Origin of the sequence: Sphingomonas sp., from assembly GCF_019746015.1 — a bacterium.
GTDB lineage: Bacteria > Pseudomonadota > Alphaproteobacteria > Sphingomonadales > Sphingomonadaceae > Sphingomonas.
On record NZ_JAIESM010000085.1, the window covers coordinates 1 to 16,360 of the forward strand.

Below are 16,360 nucleotides of genomic sequence, written 5' to 3' on the forward strand. Positions count from 1 at the left end.
GTTGTGGATGCCCAGCATCGCCGCGCGCAGATTGCCGGGCTTGTGCGTCCCCGGCGCGCCTGCGCAGATCGCGCTGGCCAAGTTCGACTGGGCGTGCGCCACATTTGGCAGCGCGGCAGCCGATGCGATAAACAGGATAACGAAGCGCATGTCTCCTCTCCTCCATCCCGCCCCCAACGGCCCTTCACGCGCGCCGCTGGCGCTTTATGTACACTGGCCGTTCTGCGTTTCCAAATGCCCCTATTGCGACTTCAACAGCCATGTCCGCGCCGCGGTCGATCAGCATCGCTGGCGCGCCGCGCTGCTGGCCGATCTTGCGCATGAGGCGGGGCGGACGACGGGGCCGCTTTCCTCCATCTTCTTCGGCGGCGGCACCCCCAGCCTGATGCCGCCGGCAACGGTTGCCGCGCTGATCGAGGCGGCCGAGCAGGCCTGGGGCTTTGCGCCCGGCATCGAGATCACGCTGGAAGCCAATCCCAGCTCGGTGGAGGCGGCGCGCTTTGCCGATCTGGCGGCGGCCGGCGTCAACCGCGTGTCGCTGGGGCTGCAGGCGCTGGACGATGCAGCGCTTGCCCATCTCGGCCGCGCGCATGGCGTGGCGGAGGGGCTGGCCGCGCTCGACACCGCACAGGCCGCCTTTGGCCGGGTCAGCTTCGACCTGATCTATGCCCGCCCCGGCCAGAGCGCGGCCGCGTGGGAGGCCGAACTGACCCGCGCGCTTAGCTTCGGCACCGAGCATCTGTCGCTCTATCAGCTGACCATCGAGCCGGGCACGCGCTTTGCGACCGAGGCGGCGGCGGGGCGGCTGACCCTGCCCGGCGAGGACGACGCCGCCGGCCTGTTCGAGCTGACGCGCGGTGTTACGGCGGCGGCGGGGCTCCCGGCCTATGAAGTCTCCAACCACGCCCGGCCGGGCGCGGAAAGCCGCCACAACCTGACTTACTGGCGCTATGGCGATTATGCTGGCATCGGCCCCGGTGCGCATGGCCGGCGCGGCGGGCTGGCGACGCTGCGCCACAAAAAGCCCGAAAACTGGCTGGCGGCGATCGACCGGCGCGGCGACGGGCTGGAAAGCGAAACCGCGCTTTCCCCGCGCGAGCGGATGCACGAGGCGCTGGTGATGGGCCTCCGGCTCGACGCCGGCATCGACCTGGCGCGCGTGGCGGCGCTGGGCGGCGTGGCGGTGGACGAGGCAATCGACACGGGCGCCGCCCGGTTGCTTACCGCCGAAGGGCTGATCGACCAGCACGGCACCCATCTGCGCGCGACGGGCGCCGGCATGCTGGTGCTGAACGCGGTGATCGCGGCCCTCGCGCGCTAGGGGCGATCGAGCTGATTACGAACCCGTTCGTCCCGAGCAAAGTCGAGGGACGCGATGGCATGCGCTGCGCGAGGGCCGCGTGTCTCGACTTCGCTCAACACGAACGGGTTTCAATGTTCGCTAGACAGACCCACCCCAACCCCTCCCCTCAAGGGGAGAGGACGCTCAAAACCCCGCCGGGGCCGGGCCAACGCCCGTTCGAAACCGCTGCCCCGCCAGTCGGACGATCCGAAGCGAACGGGGGTACCAAGCCGCCCGACGCCGCCATCAGCACATCGCTGGTGATCAACCCGCATCACCCTCCCGTCGCCCCGGACTTGATCCGGGGCCCCGCTGCCTTTGCGACGGCGACAAAAGCGGGACCCCGGGTCAAGCCCGGGGTGACGGTTGCCGCGTTCGCGGCGCGCGCTAGGGGCTAACCGCACCCCTCCCCTGAAGGGGAGGGGCTTTCTCTAATCCTCAAATTCCGACGCTCAAAAACCCGCCGGGGCGGGGCTGATCGTGGCGGTGGTGCCGGCGCGGAATTCCTGCACTTCCAATGCGCGCTCGGCCACGCCATCGGCGCCGAAGCGGAAGGCACCGTCCAGCCCGGCAAAGCCGCCCCGGTCCGCCAGCCGCGCGACCGGAAACGGCGTGCCGATCGGCCAGTCGCGCACGATCCGCACGGTCAGCAGCACCGCGTCATAGCCAAGGCTCGACAGGCGAAACGGCGCGGTGCCGAAGCGGGCGCGATATTTGATCGCATATTGGCGGTAGAGCGCGTTGGAGACGCTGGCATACCACGCCCCGTTCAGCGCCGGATTGCTGGCCAGCGATGTCTCGGTATTCCACAGATCGGTGCCCATGATCTGGGCAGTCGCGCCGCCGCTGCGCCGGATCAGCGGCACCGCCACTGCACCGGTGCCGCCCGAATCGGCGATCAGCACGGCGCGATATGGCCCGCTCTTGGCCAGCCGCTGCACCGCGGCGCCCAGCGCGCCCGGTTGCCGGTCATAGGTCTGGAGCGCCAGCACCTGGCCTCCGGCCGCCTCCACCGCGCGCAGAAAGGCAGTCGCCGCCCGATCACCATACAGCCCGTTGGGGATCAGCCCGGCAAATTCGCGGATCCCGCGCGAGGCGGCAAAGCTCACCACCCGCGTGATCGACTGGGCCGGGGTATAGCCCAGCACATAGGTGCCGCCGCCCGCCACGCTGGCATCGTTGGAAAAGGTGATTACCGGCACCCGCGCCGCGCGCGCCAGCGGCGCGATGACGCGCACATCATCGGCCAGCAACGGCCCCAGGATCAGCCGGTTGCCATCGGCAAGCGCGCGCTGTGCCGCCGCCGCCGCACCGGGCGTGGTGTCATAAGTGGTCACGCGGATACGGTCGGTCTTGGTATCCAGAATGGCCAGCTGCGTCGCATTGGCGATGCTCTGCCCGACGGCGGCATTGGCACCCGTCATCGGCACCAGCAGCGCGATGCTGTGGCGCTGCGTATCCTGCGGAATCGTCGAGTCGATGCGCGGGGCGGCGGTGGGCGCCGGGCGCGCAGGGCCTTGCTGGGTGGGCGCCGGCCCCTGGGTGCGCGGCACCACGGTGGAGCAGGCGGCCAGCGCCAGCCCCAGCGCGAGCACCGCCAGCCGGCGCGCCCCGGCCAGTGGCGCGCGCCATGCCGGCGCCGAAGGTTGCGGTATCCGTGCCGCCTCTGCCATGTGTGTTCCCCGATGCCTGCCCAACTCAACCCCGAATTCGCACCCGGCCTGTATATCGTGGCCACGCCAATCGGCAATCTCGGCGATATCTCGGCCCGCGCCGCACAAGTGCTTGGGGCAGCCGATCTAATTGCCGCCGAAGACACCCGCGTGACGGCCCGGCTGCTCCACCATCTGGGGCTGAAGCGGCCGATGCAGCCCTATAACGACCATAATGCCGAAACGGTCCGCCCCGGCATCATCGCGCGGGCAAGCGAAGGCGTGGTGGCTTTGGTGTCGGACGCGGGCACGCCGCTCATCTCCGACCCCGGCTACAAGCTGGTGCGCGATGCGCGCGCGGCGGGGTGCAATGTGGTGACGGTGCCCGGCCCCTGCGCCGCGATTGCCGCGCTCACGCTGGCGGGGCTGCCCACCGACCGCTTCCTGTTCATCGGCTTCCTGCCCGCCAAGGCGGCGGCGCGGGCAGGGGCGATTGCCGAGGTCGCCGGCGTGCGCGCGACGCTGGTCTTCTACGAAAGCGGCCCGCGGCTGGCGGCGTGCCTGGCGGACCTCGCGGCCGGGCTGGGCCCGCGCGAGGCCGCCGTGGCACGCGAAATCACCAAGCTTCATGAAGAAGCGGTCACCGGCACGCTGGCAGATCTGGCCGCGCGCTATGCCGATGCCGCGCCCCGGGGCGAGATCGTGATCGTCGTCGGCCCGCCGGGCGCCGCGCCCCCGCCGAGCGCCGACATGGCCGACGCGGCACTTGCCGAGGCGCTGACCCGGCTCCCCGTTGGGCAGGCGGCAAGCGAAGTTGCGCGCGCGCTGGGGCTCGACCGGCGCACGCTCTATGCCCGGGCGCTGGCGCTGAAAAATGGCTGAGCGCCCGACCGACAGCCGCCGCGCGGCCGAAGCCATGGGCCGGCGCGGCGAAGAACGCGCCGCCGCCTGGCTCGGCGAGCGCGGCTGGACGATCCTGGCACGCCGGGTGCGCACGGCCGCCGGCGAGGTCGATCTGGTCGCCCGCCGCGCCGGGCTGGTCGCCTTTGTCGAGGTGAAGCTGCGCGCGACGGCGGAAGCGCTGGCCGATGCGATCGACGAGCGCCGGCTGGCGCGGGTGGCGGCGGCGGCCGAAATTCTGGCGGCAACCTATGCCCGGCCGGGCGACGACATCCGCATCGACGTGCTGCTGATTGCGCCGGGCGTGCCGCCGCGCCACATTGAAAATGCGTGGTTTGGTTGAGGTTGGTTTCAGTTTCACTGAAACCGTGACGGTGCCGGCCCGCTCCCCCACCCGGCCTCCCATCAAGGATACCATCGTGGGAGGTCGGGTGGGGGAGCGGGCCGGTGCCGCTTCAGCGAAGCTGAAGACAAACCAAAAACTCATGCCCAGCCTCGACGAAGCCGCGTCGCCACGATAGGCCAAGCGCGACAAAGGAGCTGCCCCATGACCCTGACCGTCGCCGTCCAGATGGACCCGCTCGACCAGATCAATATCGGCGGCGATTCCACCTTTGCGCTGATGCTGGCGGCACAGGCGCGCGGGCACCGGCTGTTCCACTATCTGGCCGACGCGCTGAACTATGCCGATGGCCGCGTCTGGGCGCGCGCGCATCCGGTCACGGTGCAGCGCGTGGCGGGCAAACATTATGCGTTCGGCGATCCGGTGCCGCTCGACCTGGGGGCGGAGGCCGATGTGGTGCTGATGCGGCAGGACCCGCCCTTCGACCTGGGCTATATCACCGCGACGCACCTGCTGGAGCGGATCATGGACCGCACGCTGGTGGTCAACAATCCGGTCGCGGTGCGCAATGCGCCCGAAAAAGTGTTCGTGCTCGATTATGCGCGCTTCATGCCGCCCACCCTCGTCACCCGCTCGCTGGACGAGGCGCGCGCGTTTCTCGCCGAGCATGGCGAGATCGTGGTCAAGCCGCTCCACGGCAATGGCGGCAAGGCGATCTTCCGCGTGGGGAGCGACGGCGCCAACCTGTCCGCGCTGATCGAGGTGTTCAACACCGCCTGGCGCGAACCGCATATGGTGCAGGCCTTCCTGCCCGATGTGGCGAAAGGCGACAAACGCATCGTGCTGATCGACGGCGAGGTGGCGGGCGCGATCAACCGGCTGCCGGGCGCGGGCGAAATCCGCAGCAATCTCGCGGTCGGCGGCTCGGCGGAAAAGACCGTGCTGACCGAGGAAGAGCGCGAGATTTGCGCGGCGCTGGGGCCAGAGCTGAAGGCGCGCGGGCTGATGTTCGTCGGCATCGACGTGATCGGCGGCAAATGGCTGACCGAGATCAACGTCACTTCCCCCACCGGCATCGTCGCCATCGAACGGTTTGACGGCACCGATGTCGCCGGCCTGATCTGGGACGCGATCGAGGTGAAACTTGCCGACCAATAAAAACTGAGCTTAAACGCTTTTTATCCCCGGCGATTATAGATTATTAATCGCCGGGGATAATGGCTATCTCCTAGATTTTCTAAAAAGAACAAATGCTGCAAATGCGCGACGATCTTTTGTTGACGAATTTTGGAAAGCTTTGATTGTCTCTTCTGCTAACCTAACATCAGCCTGAACTGATGATTTGTAAAATCTCTCCAGAGGGTCATAATCAGCTTTATGGCGAGCCTCTTGCAGAATGACAAATTGATTAGCAAAATCCTCAATTTCCTTGGGAAATTTTTTGATGTCGCCATCGCGACAAGCGGTTTTTGCCGTACCATACTCCAATGCGCGGTATGTTTGGCGCCAAGCAGGCTTGCTTCGGTCTGAGTTTGTGCCGCCAATCAGCAGATCGGCACAGCATCGAGCTAGGCAATGAAACATCGCATAATATGCCGAACTCGTTGCGCGGCGAAGGCTGACCTGTGAAGGCTTGCCTCGGTTGGCAGCAATCATTTCATTAGCGGATCGAATCAGATCAAGCGGCAACATGATCCAAGCGATCATGATCCCGTTTAGACATAAAGCGAACCATTGGAAATCGCTCTTCTTTTTGCTCTATCAGCGCCGGACGCAAATGGCGAGCAAGCCCCGCCATGCGGCCGGACTTAATCTGAGACATTTCCGAGTCGAACACTATGGTGATCCAAAGCACCGGATCGCCATCGCTATCCTCAGTAGCTTCAAAATCGATGCGGTCGATCGTTGCGCCTTCAAAGCGCGTGCCGATCAATTCCTCTATCGCTTTTTGGAGAGCAGCATCCATCGCAATTCCTCGCCCACCAACCTACTGTCGCAAGGTTGCAGTTTCAATAAGGCATCTCTTTGAACTGCACGACAAGCCCCCCCTCAAGCCCGCGGGTGGGCGTTCCGATACACGTCGAGCAGGTGCGCGGCATCGACCTGGGTATAAATCTGCGTCGAGCTGAGGCTGGCATGGCCCAGCAGTTCCTGCAGGCTGCGCAGATCGGCGCCACGCGCGAGCAGGTGGCTGGCGAAGGAATGGCGCAGCGCGTGCGGCGTGGTGCGCGCGCCCAGCCCCAGCCGTGCCCGCGCCGCGCGCACCGAACGGCGGATGACCGCGGGTGACAGCGCGCCCCCCTTTGCCCCACGAAACAGCGGCGCCTCCCGCGTGATCGGCCAGGGGCAGGCCGCGACATAGGCCGCCACCGCCGCGCGCACCTGCGGCAGCAGCGGCACGACGCGCGTCTTGGCGCGCTTGCCCGTCACCATCATCGCCTCGCCCAGCGGCAGGGCGGCGCCGGTCAGCCCCAGCGCCTCGCCAATGCGCAGGCCCGCGCCATAGAGCAGCAGCAGCACGGCAAGATCGCGCGCGGCAATCCAGGGCTCGGCCGCATCCTCCGCCACGTCCTCGGCCAGCGCGACCGCTTCGGCCGGGGAGACCGGGCGCGGCACCCCGCGCGGCACCTTGGGGCCTTTGAGCGCCGGCGCGGCCACCCCGGCAAAGCCCAGAAAGGCGCGCACCGCAGACAGTTCGCGCGCGGTTGCCGCATTGCCCAGCCCCTCGCGCCGCCGCATCGCCAGATAGGCGCGCAGATCGGCCGCGCTCAGGCCGCCAAGTGCTGCTGCATCGACCGGCGCACCCCAATGGCTCTGCAGGAACGCGACCAGCCGCTCCGCGCTCGCCCGGTAAGCCCGCACCGTATGCGCCGAGCGCCGGCGGTCACGGGCGAGATGCTCCGCAAAGGCTTGGGAAAGCGCCATAGCGCACCGTCTAGCTGTCCGGACGGGTTTTGGGGAGGGGCAGTGCCCCAGCACGGCACGGACAGCGAGCGGGGGCCCTAAGCGCTGATCGCCAAAAACTCGCCTGTCGTTTCATTCAGCTCAACCAAGGTCATTACCAGGTCGGCATCGGCCCGATACTTGCCTGTCGTCGACCGGACTGGCGCGGAACGATCAACAGCTTGGACGTGCACAACGCGAAATTTGCCCCCGCAATGATCGCGAACATGTCTCAATTTCCGGAGACGATCCTTATTTCCGGGGCGTCTGATCCATTCATCTCGGTCGTGGCGACCACGAGTGTCATAAATCGACTTTCCATTTTCGAGCCGCGTGAAGTCAACCCACATAGCGAGGACGACAACCGACCCGTCTTGGGATTGTGCAGCCCACGCCCACCGCGGATTTACTGCCTTGGCACCAAAAAAACCAAAGGCTTCACGCAACGTCTTGAACTCAGGCATTGCTCTACCCTCAACCGATGCTCTGCCCGGTCTTCGCCCAGTCGGCCAGAAAGCCCTCGATGCCCTTGTCGGTCAGCGGGTGCTTCACGAGCTGGCGGATGACGGCCGGGGGTGCGGTCATCACGTCGGCGCCGATGCGCGCGCTTTCCAGAATGTGCACCGGGTGGCGCACGCTCGCCACCAGGATTTCGGTGTCGAAGGCGTAATTGTCGTAAATCAGGCGGATGTCGCGGATCAGGTCCATCCCGTCGAAGCCGACATCGTCGTGCCGGCCGACGAACGGCGAAATGAAGGTCGCGCCCGCCTTGGCCGCCAGCAGCGCCTGATTGGCGGAAAAGCACAAGGTCACGTTCACCATCGTGCCCTCATCGGTCAGCGCCTTGCAGGTCTTGAGGCCGTCGATGGTCAGCGGCACCTTGATGGTGACATTGTCGGCGATCTTCCGCAGGATTTCCGCCTCGCGCATCATCCCTTCATGGTCGAGCGCGACCACTTCGGCGGAGACCGGCCCCGGCGTGATGCCGCAGATTTCCGCCACCACTTCCAGGAAATTGCGGCCCGACTTGGCGATCAGCGAGGGGTTGGTGGTGACGCCGTCAACCAGGCCCGACGCGGCCAGATCGCGGATTTCGGCGGTGTCGGCGGTATCGACGAAGAATTTCATGGGCGCGGGCCTTTCGGTTGCGGACGACTGGGTTCGCCGCCGCCTAACCCAAAGCGCGCGCGGCGGGAAGGCTTGCCATCGCCCGCGCGCGCCCCGAAGGAGGCGGGCATGAGCCGTGCCCGTGTCATCGTGATGAATTCCGCGCTGGGGCCGCTCGACTATCGCGTGCCGCAGGGCATGGCGGTGGCGCCGGGCAGCATCGTCGTCGCGCCGCTTGGCCCCCGCCAGCTGATCGGCGTGGTGTGGGAGGAGGACCGGCTGCCCGCCGACCCCGTGGGCGACAACCGGCTGCGCAACCTGATCGCGGTGGCCGATGCGCCGCCGATTCCGGCCGCGTTGCGCCGGCTGATCGAATGGACGGCGGACTATTATCTGGCGCCGCTCGCCGCCGTGCTGCGCATGGCGATGCCCTCCACCGCCGCGCTGAACCCCGCGCAGGCGATCACCGAATATCGCGCGACCGGCCTTGTCCCCGACCGGCTGACCCCGCAGCGCGAACAGGCAATGGCGGCAATCGGCGAGCGGCAGGGCAGCATCCGCGAGCTGGCCGCCCTTGCCGGCGTGTCCGACGCGGTGGTGCGCGGGCTGGCGAAGCTCGGCGTGCTGGAGGCGGTGGCGGTGGCGCCCGACGCCCCCTTCCCCGCCCCCGCGCCAGACCATGCGGTGCCGGTGCTCTCCCCCGCACAGGCCGCCGCCGCCGCGCAGCTGACGGGCGCAGTGGCCGCCCACGCCTTTGCCCCCATCCTGCTCGACGGGGTCACCGGATCGGGCAAGACCGAGGTTTATTTCGAGGCGATTGCCGAAGCGCTGCGCCAGGGGCAGCAGGTGCTGGTGCTGCTCCCCGAAATTGCGCTGACCGAGCCGTTTCTGAAGCGCTTTGCCGGCCGCTTCGGCACCGCGCCCGTCGCCTGGCATTCGGACCTGCGCCAGTCCGAACGGCGCCGCGCCTGGCGCGCGATTGCCAGCGGCGAGGCGCGGGTGACAGTGGGCGCGCGCTCCGCGCTGTTCCTGCCCTATGCGCGGCTGGGGCTGATCGTGGTCGACGAAGCGCACGAAACCAGCTTCAAGCAGGAAGAAGGCGTGCATTATCATGCGCGCGACGTGGCGGTGATGCGCGGCAAGTTCGAACAGTGCCCGGTCATTCTGGCCACCGCAACGCCAGCCATCGAAACCCGCCAGCAGGTGGCCGCCGGCCGCTATGCCGAGGTGACACTGCCCGGCCGCTATGGCCCGGCACAGCTGCCCGCGATCACCCCCGTCGATCTGATCGCGACCCCGCCCGAGCGCGGCCGCTGGCTGAGCCCACCGCTGGTGACCGCGATCGACGAAACGCTGGCGCGCGGCGAGCAGGCGCTGCTGTTCCTCAACCGGCGCGGCTTTGCCCCGCTCACCTTGTGCCGCACCTGTGGCCACCGCTTCCAATGCCCCAATTGCACCGCCTGGATGGTGGAGCACCGGCTGGTCGCGCGGCTGGCCTGCCACCATTGCGGCCATGTCGAGCGCGTGCCGGAGGCGTGCCCCGAATGCGGCAATCCCGACACGCTGGTCGCGTGCGGCCCGGGCGTCGAGCGGATCGCGGACGAGGCGGCCCTGCTCTGGCCCGAGGCGAAACGCGCGGTCGTCACCTCCGACACCATCTGGTCCCCCGCCAAGGCGGCCGAGTTCGTCCACCGGATGGAGGCGGGCGATATCGACATCGTCATCGGCACCCAGCTGATCACCAAGGGCTATCACTTTCCCAACCTGACCCTGGTCGGCGTGGTCGATGCCGATCTGACGCTGAAGGGCGGCGATCTGCGCGCGGCGGAGCGCACCTTTCAGCAGATCAGCCAGGTGGCGGGGCGTGCCGGGCGCGGCGCCAAGCCGGGCCGGGTGCTGCTGCAGACGCATGATCCCGCCGCCCCGGTGCTGCGCGCGCTGATCGCGGGCGACCGCGACGCCTTCTACGCGGCCGAGACCGAGGAACGGCGCGAGGCGGGCGCGCCGCCCTTTGGCCGCTTCGTGGCGCTGGTCATATCGAGCGAGGACAAGGGCACCGCCGACAGCGTGGCGCACCAGCTGAAGAAATCGGCGCCCAAGGTGGACGGGATGGAGGTCTATGGCCCCGCCCCCGCGCCGCTCGCCATGCTGCGCGGGCGCCACCGCTTCCGCCTGCTCGTCCATGCCCGCCGCACGCTCGACGTGCAGGACGCGATCCGCGACTGGCTGGGCGCGCTCGACTGGCCCGCCAAGGTGCGGGTGACGGTGGATGTCGACCCGTATAATTTTCTCTAGGCGGGCCCGTTCGCCCGGTTCAATGCCGGCCGCCGATCGGCTAGACGATGGGCATGATCGCCCGCCTGCTGCTTGCCCTGCTCCTTCTCCTTGGTCTTGGCGCGCCGGCGCGGGCGGATGATATTTCGGTCGCCGGGCGCGGGGTGGTGCGGGTGGTCACCATCGCTTCGGCCGATGGCGAGATTGTCGGCTTCGGCCATGGCAGCGGCTTTGCCGTCGGCCCCAACCGCATCGTCACCAATGCGCATGTGGTGGAACTGGCCGCGCGCTACCCGGCCAATGTGGTGATCGGCGTGGTGCCGTCCGAAGGCAATAAGAGCTATCGCGGCCGCCTGATCGCCTATGACGCGCGGCGCGACCTGGCGCTGATCGAATTTGTCGGCGTGCGCCTGCCGCCGCTCACCTTGTTTCCCGGCCCGGTGACGGATGGCGAGCCGGTGATTGCGCTGGGCTATCCGGGCAATGTCGACCTGGCCACGGCGCAGAGTGCCGAGGATTATATCCGCCCGTTGTCGCCGGTGCGCTCGCAGGGCGGCTTTGCCGGGCGCCGCGCGATGAGCGGCGTCGACGTGCTGCTCCACACCGCCAGCATCGCGCGCGGCAATTCGGGCGGGCCGCTGCTCGACCAGTGCGGGCGGGTGATCGGCGTCAACTCGGCCATCACCCGGGCGGAGGAAGGCGATTCGACCTTCGGCTTTGCGATTGCCAACACCGATTTCGCCGCCTTTCTGCGCGAACATGGGCAGGAGGCGATGACCACCGGCGTCTCCTGTGTTTCCGCCGAGGACCGGCTGAAACAGGATGAGGAGGAAGCCGCCCGGCGCGATGCCGAGCGCGCGGCGACCACCCAAACCGAAACGCAGCGCGCCACCGAACTGCGCACTGCCGCGCTGGAGGCGGCACGCGCCCGGCAATATTGGCTGCGCGAGAATTTCATTGCCGGCGCCACCTTGCTGCTGGTGCTGGGCGCGCTGGCGGTGGGCGGCGCGGGGCTGGCGGCCAGCCAGGGCCAGAAGCGGCGCGCGCGCGGCGCATTGGCGGGCGGCGTGGTGCTGACGGTGGCGGCGGTGGTGCTGTTCTTCCTGCGGCCGACGGGGCCGGTGAACGTGCCGGCAAGCGCTGCCGCGGCGGCAACCCCTGCCCCCACCACGCCCATCGCCTATGGCAAGCTCAGCTGCCGCATCATTCCCGAGCGCAGCCGCATCAACCTGTCGCGCGTGCAGGATGTGACGCTCGACTGGGGCAAGGACGGGTGCATGAACGCGTCCACCCAATATGCCGAAAATGGCCGCAAATGGGAGCGCATCCTGGTCCCTCGCAACGATCAGACCGTGTCGCTGCTCGAATACCGGCCGGAGGCGCGCATCTATACCGACAACCGCTATTACCTGACCGCGTCGCAGATGGAGCGGGTACGGCAGCTGCGCGGCACGGTGACGGTGAAGGCCTGCAGCGCGAGCGAGGCCGACCGGCTGCAATTGCAGCAACAGCAGAACGCCATCCGTGCCGCGCTCCCCGGCCGGCCCGACGAATGGCTGAGCTATGACTGCACGCCGGGCTCCTGAGGCCGGGCGGTAGCGCCTCCCCCCGCCGGCGGGAGGCGCTTATTGCCCGCAAAGCCCCTCCCTTTCAGGGGACGGGTTGGGGTGGGGCGTCTCCAGAAAAGCGCCGCGCCCGGCATCGAGGCCCCACCTCCCGACCTCCTCCCCTTCAGGGGAGGAGGAGTTACCCCTACCCCCCGTTCGCCTCGAACAGGTCGAGCGTGCGTTCGCGCGCCAGGTCGGCGCTGGGTTCGTGATAATCCTTGCGCCGGTCCGAATTGAAGCCGTGCCCGGCCTCATACACATGGATCGTCGCCCCCGGCCAGGCGCGCGCGATCAGTGCCTCCACCCCGGCCATCGGAATGCCCTGATCATGGCGGCCGAAATGCGCGATGACGGGCACTTTGGGCGCATCCTCGCACGCCGGCACCAGGCTGCCATAATAGCTGGAGGCCGCCGCCAGCCCGGTGCAGCGCGCCGCCGCATACCAGGCGACCGACCCGCCATAGCAATAGCCGGTGATGAACACCGGCCCGCCCTTTGCCGCCAGCGCATCGATGCAGGTCTGCACATCCTTCAGGCTCTGCTCGAACGGGTGAAGCTGGCGGGCAAGCTCTACCGCGCGTTCGAAATCGGGGCCGGTATAGGCCGCCTCGAAGCCGGGATGCTCACGGTCGAACAGCGCCGGCGCCAGCACTTCATACCCGTCGCGCGCATAATCGTCGCACAGCTCGCGGATATGGTCGGTAACGCCGAAAATCTCCTGCACCAGCACCAGGCCGCCGCGCCGGGTGCCGGCGGGCACCGCGTGATAGACGCCGATCTCGGCGCCGTCGCCCATCGTCATGCGGATCATCTGCCCATCGGCCATCATCGCTCTCCCATCCGGTGCCCCTGTCTGGCGCCGATGGCGGGCGAAGTCGAGAGGATCAGGCCGCGCGCACGTCGGCGATCAGGCGGTTGATCTGGCCGCGCAGCGCCTCCACCGCGCCCGCCACATCGTCGGCGGTCTGCGCCAGATCGGTCGCCACGCCGCGCGCATGGCCGGCGCGCTCGTGCAGTGCCTGCATGTTGCGGGCGGCATGGGCGGTGCCGTCTTCCACCTCGGCAATCGCGCTGGCGATGCGCCGCGTCATGTCGCGCTGCTGGGTGACGCCCTGCGCCACGTCGCCGGCGGACTGGTCGAGCCCGGCGACCAGCGCGTCGACCGATTCGATGGTCGCCAGCATGGTGTTGCTGGCCGAGCGGATCGCCGCCAGCCGCGCCTCGATCTTGCCGGCGGCCGCCTGGGTCTGGCGCGCAAGGCCCTTCACTTCCTCTGCCACCACGGCAAAGCCGCGCCCCGCTGCGCCGGCGCGCGCTGCCTCGATCGTGGCGTTGAGCGCGAGCAGATTGGTCTGCCCGGCCAGCGCCGAAATCATGTCGAGCACCGTTGCCACCTCGCTCACCAGTTCGCCAAGCGTGGTTGCATCGTGCCGGCCGGCAATGGTGCGGTCGCGCACCGTGCCGACGCTGTCGCGCGCGGCCTGCGCGGCATCGCTGATCTGTTCGATCGCGGCGGCCAGCACGGCGGCCGAATGGGCAATGGTGCGCGCCGATCCCGCGCTCTGCTCCGCCTGAGCAACGGTTGCCAGCGCATGATGCTCGCCCTCGGCCGCCTCGGCAGACATGGCGGCGGCCGTCTCGCGCAGCCGCGGGCCGGCCGATTTCAGCTGCTGCACCACGACGCCCGCCTCCCCCTCGAACAGCGCGAACAGCCGGTCGAGATCGGCGGCGCGGCGCGCCTGGGCGGCATGGTCTTCCCGCTCGCGCCGGTGGAGTGCCTCCTCGGCCTGGCGCCGATCGTCGGCGGCGCGCCGCGCCTCGATCGAGCGTTGCCGGGCAAAGGCCAGCGCGCGGGCAATGTCGCCAATCTCATCGAGCCGGTCGAGGCCGGGCAGTGCGCCGTCGTGGCGGTCGTCGGTAATGCCCTGCGTCGCCACCGCGATTTCGGCGAGCGGCCGGCTGATCTGCCGCGCGACATGGCGCGCGCCACGCCAGCCGATGAAGGCGGCAATCGCGGCAATCACCGCGACGATCGCGCCGGTGACATAGAATTGCCAGGCCAGCGCGCGCTTTTCGACCTCCGCATCATCGCGCAGGCCGTCGATCAGCATGTCGCTGGCCGATACCAGCGGATCGATGGCGCCGTTCATCTGGCCGGTGATGAAAAAGGCCAGGTCGCCCGACCGCCCTTCGCGCAGCATCGCCACCAGCTTGCGAATCGCGGCATCGGCCTCGGCGCGCGCGGCAGCAACCTGCGCCAGTTCATCGGCGTGTTTGCTTTCCACCGGCTGGGCGACGAAATGGTTCCAGCTGGCATCGATGGTGCGCTGCCTGCCCTCGATCACGTCGATCGCGCCGGCCACGCTGGTGACGCCGCTCTGCACCTTATAGGCGGTGGCGAGGATCGCTTCATAACCGCCGGTCATCCGCTGCAATTCGCTGACCGGGCTCAGATGCTGGTCGACCAGCCGCGCAACGGTCCCCTGCGTATAGACTGCGCCCGCCACCATCACCACCGCGAGCAGCGCCTGCACGCCCAGCAGCGCAAACACGATCCGGTTCAGCCGGTCGGCGATGCGTTGCGGCCGGAAATAGTCGCGGAGCCAGGCAAGAAGGCGGTGGGTACTCATTGGCGAAGAAGGCTCAGTCCAGGAATATTGCCCGGCTTCCCTAGGCAGCGCTTGGCAAATACGGGCTTAACCGGGCGTGACAGCAAGGTGACAAGGCACGGCTTTTTTACGGTATGCCACCCACTCCGGGCAGGTGCTTGCATCGCCATGATTGCGGTGCTAACCGCCGCGCAACCCAGCGGGGGGCAGGGGCTGCCCCAACGCCACTGGGGCCATTTCCTTTTCGACAAGAGGGTTTCGATCGCGTGGAGATTTCCAGCGGCCAGATGAGCAGCGGTATTCAGGCAAGCCTGCCCGGGCGTTATGCGACCGCCCTGTTTGAAATTGCCGCCGAGACCAAGGCAATCGACGCGGTGGAAGGCGACCTGGCCAGGCTGCGCCAGGCGCTGGACGACTCGGCCGATCTCGCCCGCCTCACCACCAGCCCGCTGGTCAGCCGGAGTGACGCGCTGAAGGCGATTGCCGCGACCGGCGAGGCGCTCGGCCTCTCCGCCACCACCCGCAACTTTCTGGGTGTGCTGGCGCAGAACCGCCGGCTGGGCCAGCTGAGCGCGATCATCCGCACCTTCCGCCTGCTTGCCGCCGCGCATCGCGGCGAGACGACGGCCGAAGTCGCATCCGCCCACCCGCTCGATGCCGCTCAGGTCGATGCGCTGAAGGCAGCGCTGCGCCAGCGGCTGGGCCGCGACGTGGCGGTTGACCTGACGGTGGACCCGTCGCTGCTGGGCGGGCTGATGGTCCGCATCGGCAGCCAGATGATCGACAGCTCGATCAAGACCCGTTTGAACGCGCTCGCGCATGCAATGAAAGGATGACGGCGTTCGCGCTGTCGGGGAAAGGTTGAACATGGATATCCGCGCCGCAGAAATTTCGAAGGTCATCAAGGACCAGATCGCCAGCTTCGGCACCGAGGCCCAGGTTTCCGAAACCGGCCAAGTGCTGTCGGTGGGTGACGGCATCGCCCGCATTCACGGGCTGGACAATGTCCAGGCCGGCGAAATGGTGGAATTCGCCAATGGCGTGCAGGGCATGGCGCTGAACCTGGAAGCCGACAATGTCGGCGTCGTGATCTTCGGCTCCGACGCCGAAATCGGCGAAGGCGACATGGTGAAGCGCACCGGCACCATCGTGGACGTGCCGGTGGGCCGTGGCCTGCTGGGCCGCGTGGTCGACGCGCTGGGCAACCCGATCGACGGCAAGGGCCCGATCGAGTCAACCGAGCGCCGCCGCGTCGAAGTGAAGGCACCGGGCATCATCCCGCGCAAGTCGGTGCACGAGCCGGTGCAGACCGGCCTGAAGGCCATCGACGCGCTGGTGCCGGTTGGCCGTGGCCAGCGCGAGCTGATCATCGGTGACCGCCAGACCGGCAAGACCGCCGTCGCCATCGACACCTTCATCAACCAGAAGTCGATCAACCAGGGCAGCGACGAGAGCAAGAAGCTCTACTGCATCTATGTCGCAATCGGCCAGAAGCGCTCGACCGTTGCGCAGATCGTTCGCCAGCTCGAAGAAAATGGCGCGATGGAATATTCGATCGTGGTCGCCGCGACCGCGTCGGAACC

At 68.1% G+C, this 16,360-nt stretch carries 15 protein-coding genes and 1 pseudogene; 8 read left to right on the forward strand and 8 right to left on the reverse strand.

From position 1 onward, the window contains the following. The first annotated feature begins 148 nt into the window (after positions 1-148). Positions 149-1,321, forward strand: coding sequence for a radical SAM family heme chaperone HemW (gene hemW / locus K2Y03_RS11770; RefSeq protein WP_294090882.1), 1,173 nt, complete (start codon positions 149-151; stop codon positions 1,319-1,321). A gap of 473 nt (positions 1,322-1,794) precedes the next feature. Here the strand turns inward: hemW and K2Y03_RS11775 are convergent, their stop codons facing one another. Next, positions 1,795-3,015, reverse strand: a complete 1,221-nt coding sequence (locus K2Y03_RS11775) for a penicillin-binding protein activator (protein WP_294090884.1) — start codon at positions 3,013-3,015, stop codon at positions 1,795-1,797. Between the two features lie 12 nt (positions 3,016-3,027). On the opposite strand from K2Y03_RS11775, the gene rsmI reads away from it, so the two are divergent. The 3 genes from rsmI (at position 3,028) to gshB (ending at position 5,395) form a co-directional block, all read left to right on the forward strand. After that, positions 3,028-3,876 (forward strand): 16S rRNA (cytidine(1402)-2'-O)-methyltransferase, encoded by an 849-nt coding sequence (rsmI, locus tag K2Y03_RS11780; protein ID WP_294090886.1) that lies wholly within the window; start codon positions 3,028-3,030, stop codon positions 3,874-3,876. Next, a complete protein-coding gene (locus tag K2Y03_RS11785) occupies positions 3,869-4,237 on the forward strand; it encodes a YraN family protein (RefSeq protein ID WP_294090888.1) in 369 nt (122 codons plus the stop codon). The genes rsmI and K2Y03_RS11785 overlap by 8 nt, the downstream gene beginning before the upstream one ends. Before the next feature lie 204 nt (positions 4,238-4,441). Further along, a complete protein-coding gene (gene gshB / locus K2Y03_RS11790) occupies positions 4,442-5,395 on the forward strand; it encodes a glutathione synthase (RefSeq protein WP_294090890.1) in 954 nt (317 codons plus the stop codon). 63 nt (positions 5,396-5,458) lie between these two features. On the opposite strand, the gene K2Y03_RS11795 is transcribed toward gshB, so the two are convergent. From K2Y03_RS11795 to fsa, 5 genes are all read right to left on the reverse strand, one after another. Next, positions 5,459-5,944, reverse strand: a complete 486-nt coding sequence (locus K2Y03_RS11795) for a hypothetical protein (RefSeq protein ID WP_294090891.1) — start codon at positions 5,942-5,944, stop codon at positions 5,459-5,461. After that, positions 5,916-6,203 (reverse strand): hypothetical protein, encoded by a 288-nt coding sequence (locus K2Y03_RS11800; protein ID WP_294090892.1) that lies wholly within the window; start codon positions 6,201-6,203, stop codon positions 5,916-5,918. Before K2Y03_RS11800 ends, K2Y03_RS11795 begins: the two co-directional genes overlap by 29 nt. A gap of 83 nt (positions 6,204-6,286) precedes the next feature. Beyond that, entirely contained in the window at positions 6,287-7,162 is an 876-nt protein-coding gene (locus K2Y03_RS11805) for a tyrosine-type recombinase/integrase (protein ID WP_294090893.1), read from the reverse strand. 77 nt (positions 7,163-7,239) lie between these two features. After that, positions 7,240-7,644 (reverse strand): hypothetical protein, encoded by a 405-nt coding sequence (locus tag K2Y03_RS11810; RefSeq protein WP_294090894.1) that lies wholly within the window; start codon positions 7,642-7,644, stop codon positions 7,240-7,242. Between the two features lie 10 nt (positions 7,645-7,654). Next, complete coding sequence (gene fsa, locus K2Y03_RS11815; RefSeq protein WP_294090896.1) at positions 7,655-8,308, reverse strand: fructose-6-phosphate aldolase; 654 nt, start codon at positions 8,306-8,308, stop codon at positions 7,655-7,657. 108 nt (positions 8,309-8,416) lie between these two features. Here fsa and K2Y03_RS11820 point away from each other — a divergent pair, with 108 nt between their 5' ends. Beyond that, positions 8,417-10,582 (forward strand): primosomal protein N', encoded by a 2,166-nt coding sequence (locus tag K2Y03_RS11820; RefSeq protein ID WP_294090897.1) that lies wholly within the window; start codon positions 8,417-8,419, stop codon positions 10,580-10,582. A gap of 53 nt (positions 10,583-10,635) precedes the next feature. Beyond that, the gene (locus K2Y03_RS11825) at positions 10,636-12,147 is read left to right on the forward strand and encodes a serine protease (protein ID WP_294090899.1); all 1,512 of its coding nucleotides are present in this window, start codon (positions 10,636-10,638) and stop codon (positions 12,145-12,147) included. A gap of 166 nt (positions 12,148-12,313) precedes the next feature. Here the strand turns inward: K2Y03_RS11825 and K2Y03_RS11830 are convergent, their stop codons facing one another. Both K2Y03_RS11830 and K2Y03_RS11835 read right to left on the reverse strand, forming a co-directional pair. Beyond that, entirely contained in the window at positions 12,314-12,994 is a 681-nt protein-coding gene (locus K2Y03_RS11830; protein ID WP_294090900.1) for a dienelactone hydrolase family protein, read from the reverse strand. A gap of 58 nt (positions 12,995-13,052) precedes the next feature. Then, on the reverse strand, positions 13,053-14,798 hold the full coding sequence (locus tag K2Y03_RS11835) for a methyl-accepting chemotaxis protein (protein WP_294090901.1): 1,746 nt from the start codon (positions 14,796-14,798) through the stop codon (positions 13,053-13,055). Between the two features lie 266 nt (positions 14,799-15,064). Here K2Y03_RS11835 and K2Y03_RS11840 point away from each other — a divergent pair, with 266 nt between their 5' ends. Further along, positions 15,065-15,613 carry a F0F1 ATP synthase subunit delta gene (locus tag K2Y03_RS11840; protein WP_294090902.1) on the forward strand — a complete coding sequence of 183 codons (549 nt, stop codon included), beginning with the start codon at positions 15,065-15,067 and terminating at the stop codon, positions 15,611-15,613. Between the two features lie 31 nt (positions 15,614-15,644). Further along, positions 15,645-16,360 (forward strand): annotated as a pseudogene (locus K2Y03_RS11845) (F0F1 ATP synthase subunit alpha); the annotation flags it as partial.

Excerpts from the sequence above, each read along its gene's own strand:
- hemW (WP_294090882.1), top strand. The coding sequence starts at position 149 with ATGTCTCCTCTCCTCCATCCCGCCCCCAACGGCCCTTCACGCGCGCCG.
- K2Y03_RS11775 (WP_294090884.1), bottom strand. The coding sequence starts at position 3,015 with ATGGCAGAGGCGGCACGGATACCGCAACCTTCGGCGCCGGCATGGCGC.
- rsmI (WP_294090886.1), top strand. The coding sequence starts at position 3,028 with ATGCCTGCCCAACTCAACCCCGAATTCGCACCCGGCCTGTATATCGTG.
- K2Y03_RS11785 (WP_294090888.1), top strand. The coding sequence starts at position 3,869 with ATGGCTGAGCGCCCGACCGACAGCCGCCGCGCGGCCGAAGCCATGGGC.
- gshB (WP_294090890.1), top strand. The coding sequence starts at position 4,442 with ATGACCCTGACCGTCGCCGTCCAGATGGACCCGCTCGACCAGATCAAT.
- K2Y03_RS11795 (WP_294090891.1), bottom strand. The coding sequence starts at position 5,944 with ATGATCGCTTGGATCATGTTGCCGCTTGATCTGATTCGATCCGCTAAT.
- K2Y03_RS11800 (WP_294090892.1), bottom strand. The coding sequence starts at position 6,203 with ATGGATGCTGCTCTCCAAAAAGCGATAGAGGAATTGATCGGCACGCGC.
- K2Y03_RS11805 (WP_294090893.1), bottom strand. The coding sequence starts at position 7,162 with ATGGCGCTTTCCCAAGCCTTTGCGGAGCATCTCGCCCGTGACCGCCGG.
- K2Y03_RS11810 (WP_294090894.1), bottom strand. The coding sequence starts at position 7,644 with ATGCCTGAGTTCAAGACGTTGCGTGAAGCCTTTGGTTTTTTTGGTGCC.
- fsa (WP_294090896.1), bottom strand. The coding sequence starts at position 8,308 with ATGAAATTCTTCGTCGATACCGCCGACACCGCCGAAATCCGCGATCTG.
- K2Y03_RS11820 (WP_294090897.1), top strand. The coding sequence starts at position 8,417 with ATGAGCCGTGCCCGTGTCATCGTGATGAATTCCGCGCTGGGGCCGCTC.
- K2Y03_RS11825 (WP_294090899.1), top strand. The coding sequence starts at position 10,636 with ATGATCGCCCGCCTGCTGCTTGCCCTGCTCCTTCTCCTTGGTCTTGGC.
- K2Y03_RS11830 (WP_294090900.1), bottom strand. The coding sequence starts at position 12,994 with ATGGCCGATGGGCAGATGATCCGCATGACGATGGGCGACGGCGCCGAG.
- K2Y03_RS11835 (WP_294090901.1), bottom strand. The coding sequence starts at position 14,798 with ATGAGTACCCACCGCCTTCTTGCCTGGCTCCGCGACTATTTCCGGCCG.
- K2Y03_RS11840 (WP_294090902.1), top strand. The coding sequence starts at position 15,065 with ATGAGCAGCGGTATTCAGGCAAGCCTGCCCGGGCGTTATGCGACCGCC.